Consider the following 20929-nt stretch of genomic DNA (forward strand, 5'->3'; position numbering starts at 1 on the left):
GGGAAATTGCCTACAAGAAAGTCGGAGATCGGTGAAGTATTCCGGCCAAATGCAACATCTTGTGGCCCCGCGCTGCTCTACCAGTCTTGCCCGCGAGGCTCCGGCCCAGCCAGCGATGGAAACAGCGGCAGCACTTCTTCCGCCAGCTCCTGAATGATCTCCCGTGGTGGGCGCCGGGCCATCTGCATGCCCAGGGCGGCATGGTTGACCCCGGCTTCGCGCCATTCCTGCAGCAGTTCAATCAGCCCGTTGCGGCCGGTGCGCAAGACGTAGCCGCCGCGCAGCGGCGTGCGCGGGAAGTTGGGGTCTTCGTCGAGATCGATCCATTCATTGGTGATATGCGGGCGGAAGCCTCCCCCGGGGATGAGCGCCCGCCAGGCGCGGATCTTCTCGGCCAGGCGCCGGGGACCGAGCACGTTGTGGGTGGTTTCGGGGTAGGTGATCCAGCCGTCGGCCTGCTCGCCAAGCCATGGCAGGGTCTGGCGTGACGAGCCGGTTACCAGCAACGGGATCCGTCCGGCGACGGGAGTGGGCAACAAGCGGGCGCCATCGAGCCGTCCCAATGGCGAGTTAATCGGCGCCGACTGCCCGGCCAGCAGTTGGCGGAAGTAGTCCACGCCTTGGGCGAAGCGCTCCCCGCGGCTGTCATGCTCCAGGCCATAGGCCGGGAACTCCACTGGGCGGTCGCCCGAGGCGATGCCCAGCACCAGGCGTCCGCCCGACAGGCAATCCAGGCTGGCGGCTGCCTTGGCCAGGTCGATGGGATGGCGCAGGGCAAAGATCGCGCTGCCGGTGGCCAGGGCGATGTGGCGGGTGTGGGCCGTCAGGTAGGCCAGGTAGGTGAACGGATCGAATACCTGGCCGGCATCGCCGAAAGCCGGGTCGTACAAGGGCACGTCGCGAACCCATACGGCGCCGAAGCCGAGGCGGTCGATTTCGCTGACCAGTTGCGCCTGTCCGGCAAGCACGGCCATGTCGCCATCATAGAAACGCAGCGGCAGGAAAATGCCCAGGGTCAGGTGGTCGTGAGCGAACAGGCGGCGATAGCCGGGATGCTGGGCGAAGGCATCGGCGCTGGCGCCTTTGCTGTGGGTGGCGTTCATCGATATTCCTTGGTCGGGGGCTCAGGGGCCGGTGGCTGGCGCAGGGATGCGGATGCCGCGCTGCACGGCCGGGCGCTGCTCGATCTGGCGGTACCAGCGTTCAAGGTGGCGATAGGCGCTGAAGTCGAAACCGACGATCTCGGCAATGTGCAGCCAGGCGAAGCTGGCGATATCGGCAATCGAATAGGCCTCGCCGGCCAGCCACGGCCGGGTTGCGAGCTGCTGGTCGAGGAGGGCGAAGGCATCCTCGGTGAGAGTGCGGTAGCGCTTTTGCGCGGCGGGATTGGCGACGGCCTCGATGCATTCGAAGTGCACGCGCTGGCCCAGCAAGGGCCCCATGCTGGCGCTGTGGTACATCAGCCAGGTGATCGCTGCCCAGCGTGGCTGCGCAGCCAGCTCCAGCAATTGGCCACTGTATTGCGCCAGGTAGAGCAGGATGGCCGAGGACTCGAACAGGACGATTCCGGCCTGCTGGTCGACCAGGACCGGAATGCGCCCTGCCGGATTGAGCGCGAGGAAGCCAGCGTGGCGATGCTCGCCCTGGTCGATGTTCACGTGGACGAGGCGATAGGGCAGTCCCAGTTCTTCGAGGGCTATGGTGATCTTGAAACCGTTGGGGGAGCTGTCGGTATACAGCACGAGCGAAGGATCCTGCATGGTATTCACCTTAGTCAGACTGATTCGGTCTAGGGTTTCTTAGGGGCTATGCTAGGCACCGAACAGAGGGCTGACTAACGATCATTGCTCTCGCTGAAATCAGTTTTTCTAAGGTTGGAATTGCATGGGGGCGGTCTTGCCATTACTCGCGTTGCGCGCGTTCACCGAAACCACTCGCCTCGGCAGCCTCAAGGCTGCTGCCGAGCGCATGGGCGTTACACCGGGTGCCATCAGCCAGCAGATTCGCCTGCTTGAAGATCGCCTTGGCGTCATCCTGCTGACCCGAAGCCGTTATGGCGTGCAGCTCACCGAGGCCGGGGCGAGCCTTTATCCGGGGCTGTCGCGCGGGTTCGGCCAGATTGAAAGCGCACTGCTCGATCTTGAGATGCTGACCCGCAGCAACACGCTGACGATCAGCACCCAGCCGTCGTTCGCCTCCGGCTGGCTGGTGCCGCGATTGGCTGATTTCAATGCGCAGCATCCCGGGATCGACGTTCGCGTGCAGTCCACGGGCGAGCTTGTCGACCTGTTTCGCGACCCTGTCGATATCGCCCTGCGCCATGGCCTGGGTGATTACCCGGGGCTGGAGTCGATAGCGCTATTGGCGCCTGTGTTGCTGCCGGTGGCCAGTCCGGACCTGCTGGCCGACGGGCCGGCGCTGCATGAGCCAGAGGATTGCCTGCGGTACCCACTGTTGCAGGACGCCGACCGCGCTGACTGGACGTTGTGGTTGCGGGCCCATGGTGTCGAGCCCGACGAGCGTAGTCGTCGAGGCCCGAGTTTCGATGAAGACCTGCTGTTGCTGCGCGCGGCCGCAGCTGGCCAGGGCATCGCTTTGGTACAGGCACAGCACGCCGAGGAGGACCTGCGAAACGGCCGGCTGGTGGTTGCACTGGACCGCCCCTGGCCTTCGCGCTTCGCTTATTACCTTGTGGCGCGCAGCGAGAACTTGGGGCGGCCCGCTGTGCGGGCGTTCATGGAATGGATTCAGGGGCAGGTTGAAAGTGCGGGTACTGCCTGAACTTCCGCTGCGGTTGCTTGAGCCGGGGCGTCATTGAACTCGCCGCGCGCTTGGGCTGCTAAACGGAGGGGGCCTGCCGCCACAGGCGACATATTTCTCGGCATAGCCACTGCGGCCGAGGGCGTCGGTCGCTTTGAACTTGATTTTGAACTGGCGCGCCGTATAACGTGATTCGCATAAACCAGTGAATTTAGGTGGTCCATGAGTAAAACACCTGAAGCAGCCCAACGTAGTTCCTACGTAGCCCATGTCCAGGCCACCAATAACCTCGAGGGCGTTCGAGTCAGTGCCTACATGTCCTCCAAAATGGCGGACTATGAGAAAGGACGGATTTCCTCGGCGGAGTTGGTAGCAGCCGCGAAAGCCCGCTACGGCATCGATGGTTGACATTAGCAATCCTGCCCCCGGCCCTGATGATCACTATTACGTCGCTGGATACTCGGTCGAGGACGATCCCTTCGTCGACGCAAACGGTGTGCTTCTCAATAACCTTGGCCTGACCGACACGGCGTCATTGAGTGTTGCAGAGGCCGACTTGTCTTCAGCGCGCTTGATCGAACTGCTTGAGAATCCAATCCAGGGTGATTTTTCACTTGCCCATCTTTGTGCCATTCATGGCCACATCTTCCAGGATGTTTATCCTTGGGCTGGAAAGCCCAGGGTGGTGGATACCGGCAAAGGTGACACCATGTTCCTTCGGCACCAGCAGATTGAAGAACGGTTCCGAGTGGTGACAGAGAGGCTCTCCCGCACGAACTTTCTTGGCGATTTCCACGGCGACCTGGAAGCCTTCAGCGAAGAAGCAGGGACCGTGTTCGCTGAAATCAACTTCATCCATGCCTTTCGTGAAGGGAACGGTCGTACTCAGCGAGAATTCCTGGCGATGCTCGCCACTCGGGCAGGATTCGAGATCAGTTGGGCTGGGGTTTCGGATCGAGCGATGATCGAGGCCTGCGCTGAATCCCGTCAGGAACATGAGCCTTCCTGCAGGAAGCTGATCCGCCTTATCAAATTGAATGCATCGCGCCTGACCCCATATTGAAGCCTCGCTGCCGGGCCTTGCCTTCGGCTTCGCAGGCGCTGATTCTTGCCTCCAGTTTATGCAGGCGCTTAAGCCCTTTCGGGCGGCTGTACAGGTTCCGTTCAGCGCTTGAGCAACGACACCTTCATCAACCGCCGAAACGTCGGACAGGCCAGATGATCCTGTTCCGGACACTCCGCCGCATGCCGCAGCCCCTTGCTCATCGCCTGCAGGCGCTTGACCTGCGCATCGATCTCGTCCGCACGCTCCACCAGCCTCTGTCGGTCGACCCGCAGCTCTACCAGCATCGCGCCGACCTCATCCAGGGAAAACCCCGCCGCCTGGCCGAGGGCGATCAAGGCCAGGCGGTCCTCCACATCCGCTGCGAACTGGCGCCGTTGCCCATGCCCGGCGAGGGATTCGAGCAGGCCGATTTTCTGGTAGTAGCGCAGCGTCGAGGCCGGTACTCCGGTGCGTTTGGCGACGTCGGCGATGTCCATGGATAACCCCTTGACTTGAAGTTGACTTCAACTTCTATGCTGCGCGGCATGTTCGATTTTCGTCAATGTGCCGAGGAGCTTTGCCATGTTTTCCATTGTGTTGATCGGGGTTGGCGCGACGCTGGTGATGGACCTGTGGACGCTGCTGCTAAAGCGGCTTGGGGTGGCGACCTTGAACTACGCCATGCTCGGGCGCTGGGCCGGGCATCTGGTGCGCGGGCGGGTTTATCACCCAGGGATCGCCAGGAGTGAGCCGATTGCCCATGAGCTGGTTTGGGGTTGGGTGCTGCATTACGCCATTGGGCTGGTATTCGCGGCCGGGTTGGTGGTGCTGAGCGGGGAGGGCTGGTTGCGGGCGCCGACGTTGGGTCCGGCGTTGATTTTTGGGGTGGTTACCGTACTGGCGCCGCTTTGTGTGATGCAGCCGGCAATGGGGGCGGGGTGGTTTGCCAGCCGGACACCGACGCCGTGGCGGAATCGGGGGCGGAGCTTGATGACACATGTGGTGTTCGGCTGTGGGCTGTTCCTGGCGGCCTCGGCGGTTGCGCACCTTTTCTGAAAGCACCACTAATCCTGTGGGAGCGGGTTCACCCGCGATGACTATGGTGAATTCACTATCGCTATCGCGGGTAAACCCGCTCCCACAAGGTTCGCGGTGCTTGCAAGGGCCAGCACGCCTGGAGCTTGAATGGCAGGATGCAATTTTGCCCCCGCTCCGCTAGGATTAGCGGTCTCTCTCGGCTCGTTCAGGTTGCGACGTTTTTCATGAGTTATCAGGTTCTTGCACGTAAATGGCGTCCGCGCTCGTTCCGCGAAATGGTCGGCCAGACCCATGTGCTCAAGGCCCTGATCAACGCGCTGGACAATCAGCGCCTGCACCATGCCTATCTGTTCACCGGCACCCGCGGCGTGGGCAAGACCACCATCGCGCGGATCATCGCCAAGTGCGTCAACTGCGAAACCGGCATCACCTCGACCCCCTGCGGCACCTGCTCGGTGTGCCGGGAGATCGACGAGGGCCGTTTCGTCGACCTGATCGAGATCGACGCCGCGAGCCGGACCAAGGTCGAGGACACCCGCGAACTGCTCGACAACGTGCAGTACGCGCCAAGCCGCGGGCGCTTCAAGGTCTACCTGATCGACGAAGTGCACATGCTCTCCAGCCATTCCTTCAACGCCCTGCTGAAGACCCTGGAAGAGCCGCCGCCCTACGTCAAATTCATCCTCGCCACCACCGATCCGCAGAAACTTCCGGCGACCATCCTGTCGCGCTGCCTGCAGTTCTCCCTGAAGAACATGACCCCCGAGCGCGTGGTCGAGCACCTGAGCCATGTGCTGGGTGTGGAGAACGTGCCGTTCGAGGACGACGCCCTGTGGCTGCTGGGTCGCGCCGCCGATGGTTCGATGCGCGATGCCATGAGCCTGACCGACCAGGCCATCGCCTTCGGCGAGGGCAAGGTGCTCGCCGCCGATGTGCGGGCAATGCTCGGCACCCTCGATCACGGCCAGGTCTACGGCGTGCTCCAGGCCCTGCTGGAAGGCGATGCCCGGGCGCTGCTGGAAGCGGTGCGCCACCTGGCCGAGCAAGGCCCGGACTGGAATGGCGTGCTCTCGGAAATGCTCAACGTGCTGCACCGCGTGGCCATTGCCCAGGCGCTGCCGGAGGCGGTGGACAACGGCCAGGGCGACCGCGACAAGGTGCTGGCGCTGGCCCAGGCCCTGCCGGCCGAGGATGTGCAGTTCTACTACCAGATGGGCCTGATCGGCCGCCGCGACCTGCCGCTGGCACCGGATCCCCGTGGCGGCTTCGAAATGGTGCTGCTGCGCATGCTGGCCTTCCGTCCGGCGGACAGCGGCGATGCCCCGGGCACGACGCTAAAGCCAGTGGGGATCAGCCAGGCCACGACTGACTCCCCGGTACCGGTGGCCCCGGTCGCAATCGCCGCACCAGCCCCGCAGCCGGTTGCCGCTCCAGTTCCTGCTCCCCTCGTCGAGGCGGCGCCCGAGCCTGAGCCGCAACCTGAGCCCGAGCCGGAACCAGAGCCAGAACCAGAACCCGCTCCCGAGCCGGTCGTCGAGGCCATCAACCCGCCCTGGGAAGATCCGGTCCCGGCAGCGGTCAGCGAGCCAGAGCCAGAACCTCAGCCAGAACCCGAGCCGCAACCGGCACCTGTAGCCGCCCAGCCCGTGCAGCACGAAGCGCCGCCGCTGGACGAGCAGGCCTACGCTCCCGCCGGCATGGACCGCGACGACGAGCCGCCGCCGGACGATGATTACTACATGGGCGAAGTCGATCCGGTGGGCTACAGCTACCTGGACGAACTGGCCACCGAGCACGCCGCCGAACTCAGCGAAGAGCCGGCCGCCGAGCCTGAACCCGAGCCTGCCGGACAGCCGGCGACCGGTCTGGCCTTGCAGTGGCTGGAGCTGTTCCCGCACCTGCCGATTTCCGGCATGACCGGCAGCATCGCCGCCAACTGCACGCTGATCAGCGCCGAGGGCGACAACTGGCTGCTGCACCTGGACCCGAATCACAGTGCACTGTTCAACGCCACCCAGCAGCGACGCCTGAACGAAGCCCTGAACCAGCATCTGGGGCGCACCCTGAACCTGAGCATCGAGTTGATCCGCCCGGAGCAGGAAACCCCGGCCCAGGCCGCGGCGCGCAAGCGCGCCAACCGTCAGCGCGAGGCGGAAGAGTCGATCCATAACGACCCGTTCATCCAGCAGATGATCCAGAAGTTCGGTGCCAGCGTGCGCCACGATACTATTGAACCTGTCGACGCCGTGGTTACCCAGGGCAACTAAGCGAATATCCAGCGCCGCGCCTGGTGCGCGGCATGTCAAACAACTACCGAGGTGATTCTCATGATGAAAGGTGGCATGGCCGGCCTGATGAAGCAGGCACAGCAGATGCAGGAAAAGATGGCCAAGATGCAGGAAGAACTGGCCAACGCCGAAGTGACCGGTCAATCCGGCGCCGGTCTGGTCAGCGTGGTCATGACCGGCCGTCATGACGTCAAGCGCATCAGTCTGGACGACAGCCTGATGCAGGAAGACAAGGAAGTGCTGGAAGATCTGATCGCCGCCGCCGTCAACGACGCGGTGCGCAAGGTCGAGCAGAGCAGCCAGGAAAAAATGGGCGGCATGACTGCTGGCATGCAACTGCCGCCAGGCTTCAAGATGCCGTTCTAAGACTGCATTTGTTTCACCCTCGGTGGGAGCACGGCCTCAGGGTCGTCGCTCCCACCGTCGTTTCTCCCATTCGATGATTTGCCGGGCCTTTTACCATGAGCTTCAGTCCCCTGATTCGCCAGTTGATCGACGCCCTGCGCACCCTGCCGGGCGTGGGTCAGAAAACCGCCCAGCGCATGGCCTTGCAGTTGCTGGAGCGCGACCGCAGCGGCGGCACCCGCCTGGCCGAAGCGCTGACCAAGGCCATGGACGGGGTCGGCCATTGCCGCCAGTGCCGCACCCTGACCGAGCAGGAGCTGTGCCCGCAATGCGCCGATCCACGGCGGGATGACACCCTGTTGTGCGTGGTGGAAGGGCCGATGGATGTGTATGCGGTGGAGCAGACTGGCTATCGCGGACGTTACTTCGTGCTCAAGGGGCATCTGTCGCCGCTGGACGGCCTGGGGCCGGAGGCGATCGGCATTCCGCAACTGATGGCGCGGATCGAGGAGCAGGGCACCTTTGTCGAGGTGATCCTGGCGACCAACCCGACGGTGGAGGGCGAGGCGACCGCGCATTACATCGCGCAGCTGCTGGCGGACAAGGGGCTGGTGGCATCGCGCATTGCCCATGGCGTGCCGCTGGGTGGGGAGCTGGAGCTGGTGGATGGCGGGACGCTGGCGCACTCGTTTGCCGGACGCAAGCCGATTTCCCTCTGAGTCTTGTGTTGTTACTGAGGGCCCTATCGCCGGCAACGCCGGCTCCCACAGGTTCGAGGTTGACATTGAACCTTGTGGGAGCCGGCGTTGCCGGCGATGAGGCCCTGAAGCCGATCAGTATTCGCTCAACGAAAACTCGGTCAGGCAGAAGGTCGGCACCTGCGCATCGCGCAGTTTCTGCGAGCCACCCAGCTCCGGCAGGTCGATGATCGCCGCTGCTTCATACACCGCCGCACCCATGCGCCGCACCAGGCTGGCCGCCGCGAGCAAGGTCCCGCCGGTGGCGATCAGGTCGTCGAAGATCAGCACCTGGTCGCCTTCGCACAGGCTGTCGGCATGCACTTCGAGGAAGGCTTCGCCGTATTCGGTCTGGTAGCCCTGGCTGAGCACGTCGGCCGGCAGCTTGCCCTGCTTGCGGAACAGGATCAGCGGCTTGTTCAGCTCATGGGCGATGATCGAGCCGATCAGGAAGCCGCGGGCATCCATCGCGCCGATATGGCTGAAGTCGGCTTCGACATAGCGCTCGATGAACTGATCCATGACGTGGCGCAGGCCACGCGGCGACTGGAACAGCGGGGTGATGTCGCGGAAGATCACGCCGGGCTTGGGGAAGTCCACGACCGGGCGGATGAGGGATTTCAGATCAAAGCTTTCGCTGGGCATGGAACGGGTATCCTGGTGGGCAAAACGCCCGTCAGTATACCCGTTTGTCGCGCGGGTCAGGCTTCCAGTGCGCCACCGGCCAGCGCACAAAGCTGGATCGGATCGAGAATGCGCACTTCCTTGCCCTCGGCTTCGATCAGGCCGTTCTGCTGGAAGCGGGTGAACACCCGGGACACGGTTTCCACCGCCAGGCCCAGGTAGTTGCCGATTTCGTTGCGCGACATGCTCAGGCGGAACTGGTTGGCCGAATAACCGCGGGCGCGGAAGCGCGCAGACAGGTTGACCAGGAAGGTGGCGATGCGTTCGTCGGCGGTTTTCTTCGACAGCAGCAGCATCATCTGCTGGTCATCGCGGATTTCCCGGCTCATCACCCGCATCAGCTGGCGGCGCAGTTGCGGCAGTTGCACCGACAGTTCGTCGAGGCGTTCGAAGGGGATTTCGCAGACCGAGGTGGTTTCCTGGGCCTGGGCCGAGACCGGGTAGGTTTCGGTGTCCATGCCGGACAGCCCGACCAGCTCGCTCGGCAGGTGGAAGCCGGTGATCTGCTCTTCGCCGCCATCGCTCAGGCTGAAGGTTTTCAAGGCACCGGAGCGCACCGCGTAGACAGAACCGAAGTTGTCACCCTGGCGGAACAGAAACTCGCCTTTTTTCAGCGGACGACCGCGTTTGACGATTTCATCCAGTGCGTCCATGTCTTCCAGGTTCAGCGACAGGGGCAGGCACAGGGGCGCCAGGCTGCAATCCTTGCAATGAGCCTGGTTGTGAGGGCGCAGTTTAACTGGCTCAGACATTTCATCGATCCTTGTGGGAAAGCACACATAGAACGCAAGGGTAACCCAGCCGGGCTACTGGAGGCCAGCTTGCTCTGTTTTGGTGCGCGTTCCGCTCAAGTTCGCGGCTTTGCTGCCGATGCAACTTCATGAACCTTTCCCCAGGCAGGCCACGCCATGCTGACCGTCGATATCAAAAGTACTCGCCAGGCCATCCTCGCCCAACAGTCCGAGTCCCGTGCCAGCCAGGCTGAAGAGGCCGTGGAGCGGGCTTCGGCGTCATCCGAGGGGGTCAGGGTCAACCTGTCCCTCAAGGGCCTGGAAGTCGCCAGCAAGCAGCAGGGCGATGCCGATATCGACGAAAGCGGGCTGCCCGAGTCCGTTCGTCAGTTGCTCAAGATGATTCGCAAACTGCAAAAGGAACTGGCCGAGGCCAACCGCCAGCTCCAGGCGTTGATGCGGGATCGTTCCCTCGATCCGGTAGAGATGCAGAAGAAGACCGCCGCCCTGCAGGCCCGGGTCAGTGCCCTGTCGGCCTCGTTGAACACGGTCAATTTCGGCCTGGTCCGGGCCATGAGCCAGGTCGAGCTGACCCCGGAACAGGTCGGCAAGGCCATGAAGCTCCTCGCCGCTTAAATCACCCGCGAGAAGCGCTGGCGGTTGTTCAGGTCGAGGTAGGCGTCGAACACCATGCACACCGAACGTACCAGCAGGCGGCCGGCCGGCAGCACGCTGATGCCGTCGCTGCGCAGTTCGATCAGGCCGTCCTTGGCCATGCCTTCCAGCGCCGGCCACAGGTCCTTGAAGTAGCCACGGAAATCGATGGTGAAGGCCTGTTCGATGCGCTCGAACTCCAGCTCGAAATGACAGATCAGGTCCTGGATCACTGCCCGGCGCAGGCGGTCGTCCTGGTTGCAGATGAGGCCGCGGCTGGTGGCCAGTTGCGCGGCGTCGAGGGCGTTCTGGTATTCCGCGAGGTCGCTGCTGTTCTGGCAGTACAGGTCGCCGATCTGGCTGATCGACGACACGCCCAGTCCGATCAGGTCGCAGTGGCCGTGGGTGGTGTAGCCCTGGAAGTTGCGTTGCAGGGTGCCTTCTTCCTGGGCGATGGCCAGTTCGTCATCGGGCAGGGCGAAGTGGTCCATGCCGATGTAGCGGTAGCCGGCGGCGGTCAGTTGCTCGATGGTGCGGTGCAGCATCTCCAGCTTGGCCGCTGGCGCCGGCAGGTCGCTGCTGTCGATGCGCCGCTGCGGCATGAAGCGCTCCGGCAAATGCGCGTAGTTGAACACCGAGAGCCGGTCCGGCTGCAGCTTGATTACTTCGTCGACGGTGCGGGCGAAGCCTTCCGGGGTCTGCTTGGGCAGGCCGTAGATCAGGTCGAGGTTGATCGAGCGGAATTGCAGGGTGCGCGCCGCCTCGATGATGGTGCGGGTCTGCTCCAGGCTTTGCAGGCGGTTGATCGCCCGCTGCACGGCCGGGTCGAGGTCCTGCACGCCGAGGCTGACGCGGTTGACGCCCAGCTCGCGGAGCAGGCCCATGGTCGACCAGTCGGCCTCGCGCGGGTCGATCTCGATGCCGTAGTCGCCGGAGTCGTCGTCCAGCAGGTTGAAGTGCTGGCGCAGGTGGGCCATCAGCTCGCGCAATTCGACATGGCTGAGAAAGGTCGGGGTGCCGCCGCCGAAGTGCAGTTGCTCGACCGTCTGCCCCGGGTCGAGGTGGCAGGCGATCAGCTGGATTTCCTGTTCCAGGCGTTGCAGGTAGGGCTGGGCGCGGGCGCGGTCCTTGGTGATGACCTTGTTGCAGGCGCAGTAGTAGCAGATGTTGGCGCAGAACGGCACATGCACGTAGAGGGACAACGGACGCGCCGCGCGGCGGCTGTCGCGCAGGGCGTGGAGGAGGTCGAAGGAGCCGATCTCGCTGTGCAGTTGCACGGCGGTCGGGTAGGAGGTGTAGCGCGGGCCGGCCAGATCGTAGCGGCGGATCAGGTCAGAGTCCCATTGGAGGGCGTCGTGCATGGTGGCGGTCCCAGGAATTGCGGCAGTGTCCGGAGTCTAGGGAGCGCCACGTACATGGGTGTTGATTTGCATCAAGCCCGCTTCAGTGGCCCATCAGCCAGTGCTGGTGCGGGCCGGGCAGGGTCCACAGGCCGAACAGGATCACCAGCAGGCCGCCGGCCACCCGCACCCCGCGCTTGCGCAGCAGGGCATTGCTGCGCTCGGCGGCCAGGCCGGTGGCGAGCAGGATCGGCCAGGTGCCGATACCGAAGGCCAGCATCAGCAGGGCGCTGTGGATCGCGCTGCCCTGGCTCGCGGCCCAGAGCAGGGTGCTGTAGACCAGGCCGCAGGGCAGCCAGCCCCACAGCGCGCCGAGCAGCAGGGCGCGGGGCAGGCTGGACACCGGCAGCAAGCGCGTAGCCACCGGCTGGATATGCCGCCACAGGCCGCGGCCAAGGCTTTCCACGCAGGTCAGGCCGCTCCACCAGCCGGCCAGGTACAGGCCCATGCTGATCAGCAGCAAGGCGGCGATCACGCGCATGGCGGTGGCCAGCGGGCTGCCGGCCACGGCCCAGCCGGCCAGGCCGAGCAGCAGGCCGGCACTGGCGTAGCTGAGGACGCGGCCGAGGTTGTAGGCAATCAGCAGGCGCAGGCGGCGGCCGCGCTGTTCGGCCGGGATGGCCAGGGTCAGGGCGCCTATCAGGCCGCCGCACATGCCCAGGCAATGGCCGCCACCGAGCAGTCCGAGGATCAGGGCGGAGCTGAGCAGGGGCAGCAGTTCAACCACGGGCAGGCGGCTCTGGCTTGTTTTCGTCGCTGGCGTCTTCGCCCTTTACCGCAGCCTGGTGCTTGGGGTCCTGGTCATCGAACAGGATGCTGTGGGCCGGGCCGTCGAGGTCTTCGTACTGGCCGCTGTCCACGGCCCAGAAGAAGATGTAGATGGCGATGCCGACCAGCACCAGGGCGGCGGGAATCATCACGTAGAGCGCGGGCATGGTTTCTCCTCAGGCGGTCGCGGCGTGGCCGGTGGCGGGCGCGCTGTGCGTCGCCGGGGTGCCACGCAGCCGGGTCAGGCGCAGGGCATTGAGCACCACGATCAGCGAACTGACCGACATGCCGACCGCCGCCCACACCGGAGTGATCCAGCCGAGGGCGGCGAACGGCAGCATAAGGCCATTGTAGAGCGCGGCCCAGCACAGATTCTCGATGATGATCCGCCGCGTGCGCCGGGCCAGGACGAAGGCCTGCACCAGGGTGTCGAGGCGGTTGGACAGCAGCACCGCGTCGGCGCTGGTCTTGGCCAGGTCGGTGGCCGAGCCCATGGCGATGCTGATATCCGCCGCCGCCAGCACCGGCACGTCGTTGACCCCGTCGCCCAGCATCAGCACCTTGCGCCCCTCGGCCTGGAGGGCCTTGAGGCGTTGCAGCTTGTCGTCCGGGCGCAGGCCGCCGATGGCCTGGTCGATGTTCAGCTCGGCGGCGACGCTGGCGACCATCGGCGAACTGTCGCCGGACAGCAGCAGGGTCTTCCAGCCACGGGCGCGGCAGGCGTCGAGCAGATCGGCGGCGTCATGGCGCAGGCGGTCGTCGAGGACGAACCAGGCCAGCGGGCCCGTGGTGTCGCCAAGCAGCAGCCATTGGCCGGGCTCGTCGGGCATGGACGGGACCACCGCGTTGCTCAGGGCGCAGACGAATGCCGGCTGGCCGATGCGCAGTTGGCGTTGTTCCACTTGGCCTTCAAGGCCGAGGCCGGGGGTGGCCTGTACCGCTTCGGCCACGGCGACGGTGCGGCCGAAGGCGCGGGCGATCGGGTGTTCGGAGCGGTTTTCCAGGGCGGCGGCCAGGCGCAGGCAGTGTTCGGCATCCAGTCCGGCCAGCGGGCGGATGGCGCGCAGGGTCAGGCGGCCTTCGGTGAGGGTGCCGGTCTTGTCGAAGATCACCGTGTCGATCTGGTTCAGGCCTTCCAGCACATGGCCGCGGGTCAGCAGCAGGCCGAGGCTGTGCAGGGTGCCGGTGGCGGCGGTCAATGCGGTTGGCGTCGCGAGGGACAGGGCGCAGGGGCAGGTGGCGACCAGCATGGCCAGGACGATCCAGAACGCCCGCTCAGGGTCGAGCTGCCACCAGAGCAGGCCGATGGCGACGGCGGCCATCAGGCTGAACAGCAGGAACCACTGCGAGGCGCGGTCGGCGATCTCGGCCAGGCGCGGCTTTTCCGACTGCGCCCGCTCCAGCAGGCGGACGATGGCCGACAGGCGGGTGTCGTGGCCGAGGGCCTGGACTTCCACGGTCAGCACGCTTTCCACGTTCAAGGTGCCGGCGGTGACGCTGTCGCCCTGCTGTCGCGGTTGTGGCAGGTACTCGCCGGTGAGCAGCGATTCATCGACGCTCGACTGGCCCTCGACGATGCGTCCGTCCGCCGGCATCACCGCGCCGGGCTGGACCTGCACGCGATCGCCGATCTGCAGCTCGCGCAGCAGAATGCGCTCGCTGTTGCCGGCGGCGTCCAGGCGCAGGCAAGAGGCGGGCAGCAGGTTGACCAGTTGTGCGGTGGCCGCCGCCGTGCGCTCGCGGGCGCGGCGCTCCAGGTAGCGGCCGGCGAGGAGGAGCAGGGCGAACATCCCCACCGCATCGAAGTACAGCTCGCCGCTGCCGGTGATCGCGGTCCAGATCCCGGCACCGTAGGCCAGGCCGATGGCCAGGGACACCGAGACGTCCATGGTCAGGTGGCGGGTGCGCAGGTCGCGGGCGGCGCCGCGGAAGAACGGCGCGCAGCTGTAGAACACGATGGGCGTGGTGAGGAACATCGCCACCCAGCGCAGGATGGTGTGCATCTCCGGGCTAAGGTCGATGTTGAATTCCGGCCAGGTGGCCATGGTCGCCATCATCGCCTGGAACCACAGCAGCCCGGCGACACCGAGCTGGCGCAGGGCGGTGCGGTTCTCGCTGGCCAGTTGCTCGGCGGCGCGGTCGGCCTGGTAGGGGTGGGCGGCGTAGCCGATCTGGCGCAGCTCGGCGAGCAGCCTGGACAGCGGCAACTGGCTGTCGGCCCAGCTCACCAGCAGGCGGTGGTTGGACAGGTTCAGGCGCGCCTCGGCGACGCCGGGCAGGCCGCGCAGGTGTTTCTCGATCAGCCAGCCGCAGGCGGCGCAACTGATGCCTTCGATGAGCAGGGTGGTTTCCGAGAGGTCGCCCTGGTGGCGGACGAAGGGTTGTTGCACGTCGGCGCGGTCGTACAGGGCCAGTTCGTCGCTCAATTGGCGCGGCAGGGCTTCGGGGTTGGCGCTGGCCTCGCTGCGGTGCTGGTAGTAGCTCTCCAGCTTGCCGGCGACGATCGCCTCGGCCACTGCCTGGCAGCCGGGGCAGCAGAAGGCCCGGGGTTCGCCGAGGACGACGGCGGTGAACGAACTGCCGGCGGGGACGGGCAGGGCGCAGTGGTAGCAAGGCGTGGGGGGGGTCATGACTGTCTTATCGCAGGCCTTTCGGTGGTGGAGCCAATCGCTGGCAAGCCAGCTCCCACAGGGTTCGGTGCAGGCAGTACCTGTGGGAGCTGGCTTGCCAGCGATGCTTCTTACTTGTCCAGGTGCTCGGCCCCTTTCAGTTCTTCATCCCCGAGCAGCAAGGTCACATCGTGGGCCACCTCTTCCTCCTCGAACAGGCGCCAGGTCTGGCCTTTCTCGGTACCCAGCAACTCGACGAAACGCCGGCCTTCGACGCGATCCGGCAGTTGCCCGACATAGCGGCCTTCGCCAGTGAGGGTCAGGGCGATCTTGCGGTCCTTCTCCGGCTGGGTCGGCGAGATCAGGTTCAGTTCCAGGGCCTGCGGCTGGCTGTCGCCGGTCAGGCGCAGTTCCACTTCGCCGGTCAGTTCGTCCAGGTGCACGCTGGCCTTGAGCTTGAGGGTCTGGCCGAGCAGTTCGCGGTCCAGCGAGCGGTTGATGCCCTTGCCGGCCTCGTAGTAGTTGTCGTTGACCAGGTTGTCCGGGTTGTTCACCGCGATGCTGACCATGGTCAGGCTCAAGGTCACCGAGGTGGCCAGGATGCCGATGATGATCCAGGGCCAGAGGTTCTTGTACCAGACGCTGTGAACCGTGTTCGTTGCAGGCATGGGCGTAGTCTCTTAACGGATTTGCGGGCCGATGAAGCGGCTCTTGGCTTCGACTTCGGAAGCGCTGTCGTCGGCGTCCCGGAGAATGAAGGTGACTTCGTTGGTGGTGGACGGCAGCAGTTCGGGGGAGACCGACAGCTGCACCGGCAGGCTGACGATATCGCCGGCGGCCACGCGGATTTCCTTGGCACCTTCCAGGCGCAGGTTGGGCAGGCCCTTGGCTTCGAGGACGTAGACGTGGTCGCGCTGGTCCTTGTTCATGACCTTCAGGCTGTACACGTTCTCGATCCAGCCCTGGGCGTTCTCGCGGTACAGCACGCGGTCCTTGCTGACATCGAAGCCGACCAGCGAGCGCATGAAGAAGGCGGTGGCGAGCAGGCCGATCATGGTCAGCAGGACCACGAAATAGCCGATCAGCCGTGGCCGCAGCATGTGGGTTTTCTGGCCCGACAGATTGTGTTCGGTGGTGTAGCTGATCAGGCCGCGCGGGTAGTTCATCTTGTCCATGATGCTGTCGCAGGCGTCGATGCAGGCGGCGCAGCCGATGCATTCGATCTGCAGGCCGTCGCGGATGTCGATGCCGGTGGGGCAGACCTGGACGCACATGGTGCAGTCGATGCAGTCGCCGAGGCCCTTGGCTTTGTAGTCGACGTCCTTCTTGCGCGGGCCACGGGTTTCGCCGCGACGCGGGTCGTAGGAGACGATCAGGGTGTCCTTGTCGAACATCACGCTTTGGAAGCGCGCGTAGGGGCACATGTACACACACACCTGTTCGCGCAGCCAGCCGGCGTTGCCGTAGGTGGCGAGGGTGAAGAAGCCGACCCAGAAGTAGGCCCAGCCGTCGGCCTGGCCGGTGAAGAAATCGATCATCAGCTCGCGGATTGGCGAGAAGTAGCCGACGAAGGTCATGCCGGTGACGAAGCCGATCAGCAGCCACAGGCTGTGCTTGGCGAACTTGCGGGCGAACTTGTTGGCGTTCATCGGCGCCTTGTCCAGCTTCATGCGCTGGTTGCGGTCGCCTTCGGTGACCTTTTCGCACCACATGAAGATCCAGGTCCACACGCTCTGCGGGCAGGTGTAGCCGCACCAGACGCGGCCGGCGAATACGGTGATGAAGAACAGGCCGAAGGCGGCGACGATGAGGATGCCGGAGAGAAGGATGAAGTCCTGCGGCCAGATGGTGGCGCCGAAGATGTAGAACTTGCGCTCCGGCAGGTTCCACCAGACGGCCTGGTGGCCGCCCCAGTTGAGCCAGACGGTGCCGAAATAGAGGAGGAAGAGGAACGCGCCACCGGCCATGCGCAGGTTGCGGAACAGTCCGGTGAAGGCCCGGGTGTAGATCTTTTCCCGGGCGGCGTAGAGGTCGACGCCCTGGTCCTTGCTGTGCTTGGCAGGCGGGGTGACGTCGTGTACAGGAATCTGCTTGCTCATCGTTACAGTCCCACGGCAGTGGAAAAACGCCGCGGCCAGTGCGTGCCGACCGCAGTCAGAAGTGTTGCTGCTCTGGTCCGCATGATACGCCTGTGCTGGCACTCCGGGGTGCGGGTGCGACACTGGGTCGCGTTGGTTTGGAGTCGGCAATGGTGTATTGGCGATGTCAATTGATCCAGGTCATGGGAGGGTGTTCTTTCGGGCCTCATCGCCGGCAACGCCGGCTCCCACAAGTCCGGCGGTGTACTCGATACCTGTGGGAGCCGGCGTTGCCGGCGATGAGGCCAGAAAGAACACCCCTGTATCCCCAGCCAAGAAAAAAGGCCCCACCAGTCTGCACTGACGGGGCCTTTTCTACCGCCGGGCCTTACTGCGCCTCGGCCGGTTTCTCATCCTTGTGCGACAGGCTGTAGACGTAGGCCGCCAGCAGGTGGACCTTGTCGTTGCCCTGGATCTGCTCCTGCGCCGGCATCTGGCCCTGACGGCCATAGCGGATGGTCTGCTGCAACTGGGCGAAGCTCGAACCGTAGATGAACGCCTGCGGGTGGGTCAGGTTCGGTGCGCCCATGGCCGGGGTGCCCTTGCCTTCCGGACCATGGCAGGCCACGCAGTTGGCGGCGAAGATCTTCTGCCCGGCAACCGGATCGGCCTTGGTGCCTTCCGGCAGGGTGCGGCCGTCGAGGTTGGTCAGCACGAATGCGGCAACGTCCGCCACGCCCTGTTCGCCGATCACTTCGGCCCAGGCCGGCATCACGCCGTGCCGACCGCCCATGATGGTCTGCTTGATGGTTTCCGGCTCGCCGCCCCAGCGCCAGTCGTTGTCGGTTAGGTTGGGGAAGCCGTAGGAACCCTTGGCGTCGGAACCGTGGCAAACCGAACAGTTGGAGGCGAACAGGCGACCGCCCATCTTCAGCGCTTGTGGGTCTTTCGCCACTTCTTCGATTGGCATGGCCGCGAATTTGGCGAAGATCGGACCGAACTTCGCATCAGCCCGGGCCATTTCCTTTTCCCACTCATGCACGCCGGTCCAGCCGGTCTGGCCGTTGGCGAAGTCGGTTTTCTTCTCGGTATCCACGTAGTCGTAGCCCGGCAGCACGCCGCGCCAGTTGCCCAGGCCCGGGTACAGGGCCAGGTAGCCGAGGGCGAAGATGATGGTGCCGACGAACAGCATGAACCACCACTTCGGCAGCGGGTTGTCGTACTCCTCGATGCCGTCGAAGGAATGGCCGACGGTTTCCTCGGTGGTTTCGCTGCGCTGGCCCTTGCGGGTGGAGAGCAGCAGCCAGGTCAGGGCAAAGATGGTGCCCAGACTCAGAACGGTGACGTACAGACTCCAGAAGGTAGTCATTCGTTGTTACTCCTAGACGCTTTCGCTTGCGCTTGCTCGACGTGCTGGCTGGCCTCGGGATCATCCGCGAAGGGCAGCATGGTCGCTTCGTCGAACTCGGACTTGCGCCGAGAACTGAACACCCACAACGCCAGGCCCACGAAGGCCACCATCACCACGACGGTGCCCAGGCCACGAATCATCCCGATATCCATCGCCGTCACCGTTTGCTTTTGATGATGGTGCCAAGACCCTGGAGGTACGCGACCAGCGCGTCCATCTCGGTCTTGCCCTTGACCGCGTCGCGGGCACCGGCGATATCAGCATCGGTGTACGGCACGCCGAGGGTGCGCAGGACTTCCATTTTCTTCGGAGTGTCCTTGCCATCGAGCTTGTTCTCGACCAGCCATGGGTAGGCCGGCATCTTCGACTCGGGGACCACGTTGCGCGGGTTGTACAGGTGCGCGCGGTGCCAGTCGTCGGAGTAACGTCCGCCAACGCGGGCCAGGTCCGGACCGGTACGCTTGGAACCCCAGAGGAACGGGTGGTCCCAGACGCTTTCGCCGGCCACCGAGTAGTGGCCGTAGCGCTCGGTCTCGGCGCGGAACGGACGGATCATCTGCGAGTGGCAGCCAACGCAGCCTTCGCGGATGTACACGTCGCGGCCTTCCAGTTCCAGCGCGGTACGTGGCTTCATGCCTTCGACCGGCTTGTTGGTGACGTCCTGGAAGAACAGCGGAACGATCTGGGTCAGGCCGCCGATGCTCACGGCGATGACCATGAAGAAGGCCAGCAGGCCGATATTCTTCTCGACTACTTCGTGCTTCATCAGTGCGCTCCCACGACGACGATCTGTTCGGCGGCCTTGGCTTCGGCCGAGTTCGCTGCGCGTACGGTACGCAGGACGTTCCAGGCCATCAGCAGCATGCCCGAGGCGAAGAACGCACCGCCCAGGGCGCGGACGATGTAGCCCGGGTGGCTGGCTTGCAGGGCTTCGACGAAGGAGTAGGTGAGGGTGCCGTCATCGTTGATCGCACGCCACATCAGGCCCTGGGTGATGCCGTTGACCCACATCGAGGCGATGTAGAGCACGGTGCCGATGGTGGCGAGCCAGAAGTGCGCGTTGATCAGGCCGATGCTGTGCATCTGCGCACGGCCGTAGAGTTTCGGAATCATGTGGTACACGGCGCCGATGGAGATCATCGCTACCCAGCCGAGGGCGCCGGCGTGCACGTGGCCGATGGTCCAGTCGGTGTAGTGGGACAGCGAGTTGACGGTCTTGATCGCCATCATCGGACCTTCGAAGGTCGACATGCCGTAGAACGCCAGCGATACCACGAGGAAGCGCAGGATCGGGTCGGTGCGCAGCTTATGCCAGGCGCCGGAGAGGGTCATCATGCCGTTGATCATGCCGCCCCAGCTTGGTGCCAGGAGAATGATCGACATCACCATGCCCAGGGATTGTGCCCAGTCGGGCAGGGCGGTGTAGTGCAGGTGGTGCGGACCTGCCCAGATGTACAGGGTGATCAGCGCCCAGAAGTGGACGATGGACAGGCGATACGAATAGATCGGGCGCTCGGCCTGTTTCGGCACGAAGTAGTACATCATCCCGAGGAAGCCGGTGGTCAGGAAGAAGCCCACGGCGTTGTGCCCGTACCACCACTGGATCATCGCGTCGGTGGCGCCGGAGTAGGCCGAGTACGACTTGAACAGGCTGACCGGCAGCGACATGTGGTTGACGATGTGCAGCATCGCGGTGACCAGGATGAAGGCACCGTAGAACCAGTTGCCGACATAGATGTGCTTGGTCTTGCGCTTGACGATGGTGCCGAAGAACACCACGGCGTAGGTCACCCAGACGATGGCCAGCAAAATGGCGATCGGCCATTCCAGCTCGGCGTATTCCTTGGTGGTGGTGTAGCCCATGGGCAGGGTGATCAGCGCGCCGACGATGACCGCTTGCCAACCCCAGAAGGTGAAGGCCGCGAGGCTGTCGGAGATCAGTCGGGTCTGGCAGGTTCGCTGCACGACGTAGTAGGAGGTGGCGAACAGTGCACATCCACCGAAGGCGAAGATCACCAGGTTGGTGTGCAGGGGGCGCAGGCGTCCAAAGCTCGTCCACGGCAGGTCAAGGTTGAGTTGCGGCCAGACCAGTTGCGAGGCGATGAAGACACCGAGACCCATGCCAAGGATCCCCCAGACCACCGTCATGATGGCGAACTGGCGGACGACCTTATAGTTATAAGCAGTCGGACTGATTGCTGTGCTCATTTCCAAGGTTCCACGGTTTTTAGGTGTTTTTGTAGGTAGAAAATCGGCGCAAGTATCTACAGACAGTGTGGGTATTGCAACGCAAGGGGACCTGCCCCACAGCCTGCCAAAGCCTGTTCCAAGGCCTTTCCGAAACCTCTACCGCGCAAATTGTACACAATTATTATTTATTT

Annotated in this window: 23 protein-coding genes; 8 read left to right on the forward strand and 15 right to left on the reverse strand. The window is 64.3% G+C overall.

Annotated elements, in window-relative coordinates; genetic code table 11:
- Positions 1-77: 77 nt before the first annotated feature.
- The gene (locus tag ACODSK_RS10975; RefSeq protein ID WP_489015925.1) at positions 78-1103 is read right to left on the reverse strand and encodes an LLM class oxidoreductase; all 1026 of its coding nucleotides are present in this window, start codon (positions 1101-1103) and stop codon (positions 78-80) included.
- 21 nt (positions 1104-1124) lie between these two features.
- Positions 1125-1760, reverse strand: a complete 636-nt coding sequence (locus tag ACODSK_RS10980; RefSeq protein ID WP_489015927.1) for a glutathione S-transferase family protein — start codon at positions 1758-1760, stop codon at positions 1125-1127.
- A 124-nt stretch (positions 1761-1884) separates the two neighbouring features.
- Between ACODSK_RS10980 and ACODSK_RS10985 the strand changes: the two genes are divergently transcribed.
- The 3 genes from ACODSK_RS10985 to ACODSK_RS10995 all read left to right on the forward strand — a co-directional run bounded on the left by ACODSK_RS10985 (position 1885) and on the right by ACODSK_RS10995 (position 3823).
- Positions 1885-2781, forward strand: a complete 897-nt coding sequence (locus tag ACODSK_RS10985) for a LysR substrate-binding domain-containing protein (RefSeq protein WP_489015928.1) — start codon at positions 1885-1887, stop codon at positions 2779-2781.
- 201 nt (positions 2782-2982) lie between these two features.
- Complete coding sequence (locus ACODSK_RS10990; protein WP_489015930.1) at positions 2983-3168, forward strand: antitoxin VbhA family protein; 186 nt, start codon at positions 2983-2985, stop codon at positions 3166-3168.
- On the forward strand, positions 3161-3823 hold the full coding sequence (locus tag ACODSK_RS10995) for a Fic/DOC family protein (protein WP_489015931.1): 663 nt from the start codon (positions 3161-3163) through the stop codon (positions 3821-3823). The genes ACODSK_RS10990 and ACODSK_RS10995 overlap by 8 nt, the downstream gene beginning before the upstream one ends.
- Positions 3824-3924: 101 nt before the next feature.
- On the opposite strand, the gene ACODSK_RS11000 is transcribed toward ACODSK_RS10995, so the two are convergent.
- Entirely contained in the window at positions 3925-4302 is a 378-nt protein-coding gene (locus ACODSK_RS11000) for a helix-turn-helix domain-containing protein (RefSeq protein WP_489015933.1), read from the reverse strand.
- Between the two features lie 85 nt (positions 4303-4387).
- Between ACODSK_RS11000 and ACODSK_RS11005 the strand changes: the two genes are divergently transcribed.
- The 4 genes from ACODSK_RS11005 (at position 4388) to recR (ending at position 8195) form a co-directional block, all read left to right on the forward strand.
- Positions 4388-4861, forward strand: a complete 474-nt coding sequence (locus ACODSK_RS11005) for a DUF2938 domain-containing protein (RefSeq protein WP_489015935.1) — start codon at positions 4388-4390, stop codon at positions 4859-4861.
- 206 nt (positions 4862-5067) lie between these two features.
- Entirely contained in the window at positions 5068-7110 is a 2043-nt protein-coding gene (gene dnaX, locus ACODSK_RS11010) for a DNA polymerase III subunit gamma/tau (protein ID WP_489015936.1), read from the forward strand.
- 60 nt (positions 7111-7170) lie between these two features.
- The gene (locus tag ACODSK_RS11015) at positions 7171-7497 is read left to right on the forward strand and encodes a YbaB/EbfC family nucleoid-associated protein (RefSeq protein WP_075802553.1); all 327 of its coding nucleotides are present in this window, start codon (positions 7171-7173) and stop codon (positions 7495-7497) included.
- A 95-nt stretch (positions 7498-7592) separates the two neighbouring features.
- Entirely contained in the window at positions 7593-8195 is a 603-nt protein-coding gene (recR, locus tag ACODSK_RS11020) for a recombination mediator RecR (RefSeq protein WP_489015938.1), read from the forward strand.
- A 114-nt stretch (positions 8196-8309) separates the two neighbouring features.
- Here recR and ACODSK_RS11025 read toward each other — a convergent pair whose 3' ends face one another.
- Complete coding sequence (locus tag ACODSK_RS11025) at positions 8310-8858, reverse strand: adenine phosphoribosyltransferase (RefSeq protein ID WP_489015940.1); 549 nt, start codon at positions 8856-8858, stop codon at positions 8310-8312.
- A 56-nt stretch (positions 8859-8914) separates the two neighbouring features.
- The gene (fnrA, locus tag ACODSK_RS11030; protein WP_476746895.1) at positions 8915-9649 is read right to left on the reverse strand and encodes a Crp/Fnr family transcriptional regulator FnrA; all 735 of its coding nucleotides are present in this window, start codon (positions 9647-9649) and stop codon (positions 8915-8917) included.
- Between the two features lie 156 nt (positions 9650-9805).
- On the opposite strand from fnrA, the gene ACODSK_RS11035 reads away from it, so the two are divergent.
- Positions 9806-10264 (forward strand): hypothetical protein, encoded by a 459-nt coding sequence (locus ACODSK_RS11035; protein WP_489015942.1) that lies wholly within the window; start codon positions 9806-9808, stop codon positions 10262-10264.
- On the opposite strand, the gene hemN is transcribed toward ACODSK_RS11035, so the two are convergent.
- The 10 genes from hemN to ccoN all read right to left on the reverse strand — a co-directional run bounded on the left by hemN (position 10261) and on the right by ccoN (position 20756).
- The gene (gene hemN, locus ACODSK_RS11040) at positions 10261-11643 is read right to left on the reverse strand and encodes an oxygen-independent coproporphyrinogen III oxidase (RefSeq protein WP_489015943.1); all 1383 of its coding nucleotides are present in this window, start codon (positions 11641-11643) and stop codon (positions 10261-10263) included. The genes ACODSK_RS11035 and hemN overlap by 4 nt on opposite strands.
- 82 nt (positions 11644-11725) lie before the next feature.
- A complete protein-coding gene (locus ACODSK_RS11045; protein ID WP_489015945.1) occupies positions 11726-12409 on the reverse strand; it encodes a sulfite exporter TauE/SafE family protein in 684 nt (227 codons plus the stop codon).
- Complete coding sequence (gene ccoS, locus ACODSK_RS11050) at positions 12402-12617, reverse strand: cbb3-type cytochrome oxidase assembly protein CcoS (RefSeq protein ID WP_489015947.1); 216 nt, start codon at positions 12615-12617, stop codon at positions 12402-12404. Before ccoS ends, ACODSK_RS11045 begins: the two co-directional genes overlap by 8 nt.
- A 9-nt stretch (positions 12618-12626) precedes the next feature.
- Positions 12627-15080 (reverse strand): heavy metal translocating P-type ATPase, encoded by a 2454-nt coding sequence (locus ACODSK_RS11055; protein WP_489015948.1) that lies wholly within the window; start codon positions 15078-15080, stop codon positions 12627-12629.
- 110 nt (positions 15081-15190) lie between these two features.
- Positions 15191-15727, reverse strand: coding sequence for a FixH family protein (locus ACODSK_RS11060; RefSeq protein ID WP_489015950.1), 537 nt, complete (start codon positions 15725-15727; stop codon positions 15191-15193).
- Positions 15728-15739: 12 nt separating this feature from the next.
- A complete protein-coding gene (gene ccoG, locus ACODSK_RS11065) occupies positions 15740-17158 on the reverse strand; it encodes a cytochrome c oxidase accessory protein CcoG (protein ID WP_489015952.1) in 1419 nt (472 codons plus the stop codon).
- Positions 17159-17525: 367 nt separating this feature from the next.
- Complete coding sequence (ccoP, locus tag ACODSK_RS11070; RefSeq protein ID WP_489015953.1) at positions 17526-18506, reverse strand: cytochrome-c oxidase, cbb3-type subunit III; 981 nt, start codon at positions 18504-18506, stop codon at positions 17526-17528.
- Positions 18503-18700 carry a cbb3-type cytochrome oxidase subunit 3 gene (locus ACODSK_RS11075; RefSeq protein WP_489015955.1) on the reverse strand — a complete coding sequence of 66 codons (198 nt, stop codon included), beginning with the start codon at positions 18698-18700 and terminating at the stop codon, positions 18503-18505. Before ACODSK_RS11075 ends, ccoP begins: the two co-directional genes overlap by 4 nt.
- Positions 18701-18705: 5 nt before the next feature.
- Positions 18706-19314, reverse strand: a complete 609-nt coding sequence (gene ccoO / locus ACODSK_RS11080) for a cytochrome-c oxidase, cbb3-type subunit II (protein WP_489015956.1) — start codon at positions 19312-19314, stop codon at positions 18706-18708.
- The gene (ccoN, locus tag ACODSK_RS11085) at positions 19314-20756 is read right to left on the reverse strand and encodes a cytochrome-c oxidase, cbb3-type subunit I (protein ID WP_489015958.1); all 1443 of its coding nucleotides are present in this window, start codon (positions 20754-20756) and stop codon (positions 19314-19316) included. The genes ccoO and ccoN overlap by 1 nt, the downstream gene beginning before the upstream one ends.
- Positions 20757-20929: the final 173 nt, after the last annotated feature.

Source organism: Pseudomonas sp. FG98 (assembly GCF_057808595.1).